Source organism: Mycobacterium sp. NAZ190054 (genome assembly GCF_001545925.1).
In the GTDB taxonomy this organism is placed as follows: Bacteria; Actinomycetota; Actinomycetes; order Mycobacteriales; family Mycobacteriaceae; genus Mycobacterium.
The window spans coordinates 1-5035 of sequence record NZ_LMVQ01000273.1 but is presented as its reverse complement, the minus strand read 5'-3'; the positions used below and the strand labels follow the sequence as shown (position 1 = coordinate 5035).

The window sequence follows — 5035 nt, the reverse complement described above, 5'->3', positions numbered from 1 at the left end:
GAGCTCTTCGGCGGCTTCCCAGAACCCGTCGAAGCGCGCCTCGTCGTAGGTGTGCCCGTTCACGTGGTCGTCGATCATCACTCCGCGCAGTCCGAGTTCACCGACCGCCCTTTCGAGTTCGGCGACGTCGAGGATGCGCAGTCCGCTTCCGGCGCGGTGCCGGGAGTCATGGGAACCGACCAGGTCGACGACCATCCGATGGTGGGCACGCCGGCGGCGGGTCGCGATGGCGACCTGCAGCACCGACGTGATCAACCGGGCGCCGATGATCAGCGTCACGACGAACACGAACACGTACGCGGTCCACAACGGCCAGCCGAGAACGTCGATCTCGCTGACGATGGTGGCGGTGGGCCTGCCGTCGGGGCCGGGCACGAAGAGCCGGCTCGCGATGGCGATCCCGGCGGAGAATGCCGACAGCACCGCGGCCAGCGCGATCGACTGCCAGAGCACGATCGCCGCGCGGGGCGCCCGCAGTGGCCACGACGCCCGCGCCAGCATCGCAGGCACCGGCCCCGACAGGAGCAGGGCGACGATGGTGAAGGCCAGCGCGGACACGCTGTAAGTGTCTCTCAGGCGGTACCCGAATCGCCAGCCGGTCCCGGGGTGCGGTGCTTGTCTTCCAGCTCGGCGAGGGCGCGCCGCAGCGCGGCCGCCTCGTCGGCGCCGACGCGCTCGACGAAATGCACCAGCGCGGCCTCCCGGCTGCCGGAGTCGGCGGCCTGGTCGAGTGCGTCCACCATCAGGCCTGCGACCAGTTCGTCGCGGCCGTGGGTCGGCGCGTATCGGTGCGCGCGGTCGTCGCGGTGCTGCACCACCAGGTTCTTCTTCGCGAGGCGCTGCAGCACGGTCATGATCGTCGTGTAGGCGAGGTCGCGGTGGGCAGCCAGGGCTTCGTGCACCTGGCGCACGGTTTGCGGCTCACCCGCGGACCACAGGTGGTCCATGACGGAACGCTCGAGTTCCCCGAGCCTCGTCAGCTTGGCCATCTTCCGTTCATCTCCTGCCGACAGTAGGTCAAAGCGTACTACGCGCTTACTACCGCGTGTCGTATCAAATTACCGCCACTCGCCACCGCTCGCGAAACACGCTCTCGGAAGCGGGCGCCCACCGGCTTCGACGGCACGTCCGCGCTGTTCTGTGAACCCGCTCACAGGGCCTGGCCGCCTCCGCGCCCATGACTATAGTAAGCCTAACCTAACCCAAGGACGGAGGTGTCATGACGGTTCTCGTCGAGGATCCGCTGATCGCGAGCATGGCAGTCAGGCGTGCGCTGCCGATACACGAATCGAGCCGCCGGCTCCGGGAGCTCTACCGGGAGTGCCCCCGCGTCTACGGGGTCGCCGTGATGAGCGATCTGTCGCGGCGCCGGTGGTGGCCGCTGGCCGAGATCCTGACCACAGACCGCCTGCACACCATGTTCGAGGCCGGTGTGGCCGAGACGGAAAGCCGCACCGCCGTGGCCCAGCAGCTGGCGGCCACCTTCGCCCACGTCGTGATCGGACGGGTGATCCCCTTGTTGGCCGTCGAGGGCCGGGCCTGGGACACCGGCCTGGAGAACCTGTGGGTCCATGTCGACTCCGAGGGCGCCATCGACTGGGTCGGGGTGGTCGACCCGACGTTGCGCGCGCTGCCGGAGGATCCGGTCTTCGCGCGGCGCCGCGACAACCGCTCGGCGCAGGACGGCATCGTCGCGCTGCCCAGCGAGGCGGCCCTGACCACCTGGGTCGCCCACCGCAGTCACTGCTCCCTCGGGCCCATCTTCGACAAGCTCGCCGCGGTCAGCGCGGGCGCGTTGACCGTGCCGGCGATGTGGCACACCGTTGGCGCCACCGCGGTCAGTGCGGCGACCCAGATCCCGCTGTTGGCCGGCACGAGCGAGGTCGTCAGCATGCGCCGCGGGCAGGCCGTGCTCGACGCGCTGGTCGGTTTCGGGCTGCCGGTGCGCGGGACTTCCCGGATGAATACCGGGAAGGTCTTGCTTAATTAGGCAAGGCTTGCCTATCCTCTGTTCATCGGAACCAACGGACCGCGCCGGAGTCCTGAGGGCTGCAGAGACCCCCGGTCCGACCGAAGGAAGGGCCCCACGCCGATGGTGTGGGGCCCTTCCGCCTTCCCGGGTGTGGTTTCCTGCGCGGGCCACCCCCGCGCGCCGGCGCCGTCGCCGGCGTGTAGACACGACGCGTGACGACTGCAGTTCCGGAGAGCCTGGGCGACGGCTTCGACAAAGTGCTCGGGCTGACCTACCTCGAGATGACACCCGACGGCGGACGGGCCCGGTTGGAGATCACCGAAAAGCTGTTGCAGCCGTGGGGAATCGTGCACGGCGGCGTGTATTGCGCGGTGATCGAGAGCATGGCGAGCGTGTCCGGCCACGTCTGGCTGTCCGAGCACGGGGGCGGCACCGTTGTCGGCGTGAACAACAACACCGATTTCCTCCGGGCGATCGGGTCGGGAACCGTCACGGCGACGTCGACGCCGATCCACCGCGGCCGGCGCCAGCAGTTGTGGTTGATCACCATCACCGACGACGCCGAGCGAGTGGTCGCGCGCGGACAGGTGCGGTTGCAGAACATCACCGACGCGTAGCGGCGAATCAGGCACCGACGCGTAGCCTGCGCTGCTGACTGCGGTGCGCCATGGCAATATCGCGCACTATGCGTTTGACGCCGCATGAACAGGAACGGCTGCTGCTGTCGTATGCCGCCGAACTCGCCCGCCGCCGCCAGGCCCGCGGGCTGAAGCTGAACCACCCCGAGGCCGTGGCGGTGATCACCGACCACATCCTCGAAGGCGCCCGCGACGGCCGTTCCGTCTCCGAGTTGATGGTCAGCGGTCGAGCGGTCCTGGCCCGCGACGACGTGATGGACGGCGTCCCCGAGATGCTCCACGACGTCCAGGTGGAGGCCACCTTCCCGGACGGCACCAAGCTGGTCACCGTCCACCACCCGATCGCGTGAGGCTGATGCAGTGATACCTGGGGAGATCGTCTTCGGCGACGGCGACATCGAGATCAACGCGCGGGCGCAACGGCTGGAACTGGAGATCGTCAACACCGGCGACCGCCCGGTTCAGGTCGGCAGCCACGTCCATGTGCCGCAGGCCAACAGCGCGTTGGAGTTCGACCGCGCCGCCGCGCACGGGCACCGGTTCGACATCCCCGCGGGCACCGCGATCCGGTTCGAACCGGGCGTGGCCCAGAAGGTCCGCCTGGTTCCGTTGGCGGGAACCCGTGAGGTGCACGGCCTGAGTCTGAATCCACCGGGAAGATTGGATGCGCGATGAGCGCTTGCGCGAAGAGCAGAGGACACCGATGAGCGCTTGCGCGAAGAGCAGAGGACACCGATGAGCGCTTGCGCGAAGAGCAGAGGGCACCGATGACCCAGTTGTCCCGCCCGCGGTACGCGGCACTGTTCGGCCCGACCACCGGCGACCGCATCAGGCTGGCCGACACCGATCTGTTGATCGAGATCACCGAGGACCGCAGCGGCGGACCCGGCCTGGCCGGCGACGAGGCGGTGTTCGGCGGCGGCAAGGTGCTGCGCGAGTCGATGGGGCAGTCACGCGCCACCCGCGCCGACGGCGCGCCCGACACCGTGATCACCGGGGCGGTGATTCTCGACCATTGGGGAGTCATCAAGGCCGACATCGGGATTCGCGACGGTCGCATCACCGCGATCGGCAAGGCCGGTAATCCGGACATCATGTCGGGTGTGCATCCGGACCTGGTGGTCGGCCCGTCGACCGAGGTCATCGCCGGCAACGGCCGCATCGTCACCGCAGGCGCCATCGACTGCCACGTCCATCTGATCTGCCCCCAGATCATGGAGGAGGCGCTCGGCGGCGGCATCACGACGATCATCGCCGGCGGCACCGGACCGGCCGAGGGCAGCAAGGCCACCACCGTCACCCCGGGAGCCTGGCACCTGGCACGCATGTTGGAGGCGCTCGACACGTGGCCCCTCAACATCGCGCTGCTGGGGAAGGGGAACACCGTCAGCGCCGAGGCCATGTGGGAGCAGTTACGCGGCGGCGCAGCCGGTTTCAAGCTGCACGAGGACTGGGGGACCACCCCGGCGGCGATCGACGCGTGCCTGACCATCTGCGAGGCGGCCGGAGTGCAGGCCAACATCCACACCGACACCCTCAACGAGGCAGGGTTCGTCGAGGACACCCTGGCCGCGGTCAAGGGCCGGTCGATCCACGCCTACCACACCGAGGGCGCCGGTGGCGGGCACGCACCCGACATCATCACCGTCGCAGGCCATCCCAATGTGCTGCCGAGCTCGACCAATCCGACCCGCCCGCACACGGTCAACACCCTCGACGAGCACCTCGACATGTTGATGGTGTGCCATCACCTGAACCCGAGCGTCCCCGAGGACCTCGCGTTCGCGGAGAGCCGGATCCGGCCGTCCACCATCGCCGCCGAAGACCTGCTGCACGACATCGGCGCGATCTCGATGATCGGCAGCGACGCACAGGCGATGGGTCGCATCGGCGAGGTGGTGATGCGGACCTGGCAGACCGCGCACGTGATGAAGCGCCGCCGTGGTTTCCTGCCCGGGGACACCGTCGCCGACAACGCCCGTGCGCAGCGCTACGTCGCCAAGTACACGATCTGTCCGGCCGTGGCACACGGCATGGATCACGAGATCGGCTCGGTCGAGGTCGGTAAGCTCGCCGACCTGGTGCTGTGGGAGCCGGCGTTCTTCGGTGTGCGCCCGCACGCGGTGGTCAAGGGCGGGATGATCGCGTGGGCGGCGATGGGCGACGCGAACGCGTCGATCCCGACCCCGCAGCCGGTGCTCCCGCGCCCGATGTTCGGTGCGGCGCCGGCCGCGGCCGCCGCGACGTCGCTGCACTTCGTCGCCCCGCAGGCGATCGAGGACGGCCTGGCGGACCGGATCGTCGGACAGCAGCACCGTCGGCTGCACGAAATAGCCCTCGCTGTCGTCGTATTCGCCGCCCACCGCGATGGTCACCCCGGCGGCGCTCTTGGCCCGCTCGATCGCGGTGACGTTCTTGGCGAATG

Annotated in this window: 6 protein-coding genes and 1 pseudogene; 5 read left to right on the top strand and 2 right to left on the bottom strand. The window is 69.1% G+C overall.

Going from position 1 to position 5035, the window contains the following annotated elements:
- Positions 1–558, bottom strand: a pseudogene (locus ASJ79_RS18560) (amidohydrolase); the annotation flags it as partial.
- A gap of 14 nt (positions 559–572) precedes the next feature.
- Positions 573–989: a BlaI/MecI/CopY family transcriptional regulator gene (locus ASJ79_RS18555; RefSeq protein WP_067958236.1), complete on the bottom strand. Its 417-nt coding sequence runs from the start codon at positions 987–989 to the stop codon at positions 573–575.
- 230 nt (positions 990–1219) lie between these two features.
- Between ASJ79_RS18555 and ASJ79_RS18550 the strand changes: the two genes are divergently transcribed.
- From ASJ79_RS18550 to ASJ79_RS18530, 5 genes are all read left to right on the top strand, one after another.
- Positions 1220–1990, top strand: a complete 771-nt coding sequence (locus ASJ79_RS18550) for an iron reductase (protein ID WP_067958234.1) — start codon at positions 1220–1222, stop codon at positions 1988–1990.
- 194 nt (positions 1991–2184) lie between these two features.
- A complete protein-coding gene (locus tag ASJ79_RS18545; RefSeq protein ID WP_067958231.1) occupies positions 2185–2589 on the top strand; it encodes a PaaI family thioesterase in 405 nt (134 codons plus the stop codon).
- Positions 2590–2657: 68 nt separating this feature from the next.
- A complete protein-coding gene (locus ASJ79_RS18540; RefSeq protein WP_067958229.1) occupies positions 2658–2960 on the top strand; it encodes an urease subunit gamma in 303 nt (100 codons plus the stop codon).
- Positions 2961–2970: 10 nt separating this feature from the next.
- A complete protein-coding gene (locus ASJ79_RS18535; protein ID WP_067958227.1) occupies positions 2971–3285 on the top strand; it encodes an urease subunit beta in 315 nt (104 codons plus the stop codon).
- Positions 3286–3377: 92 nt separating this feature from the next.
- A partial coding sequence (locus tag ASJ79_RS18530; RefSeq protein WP_231750917.1) for an urease subunit alpha occupies positions 3378–5035 on the top strand: 1658 nt, incomplete at its 3' end.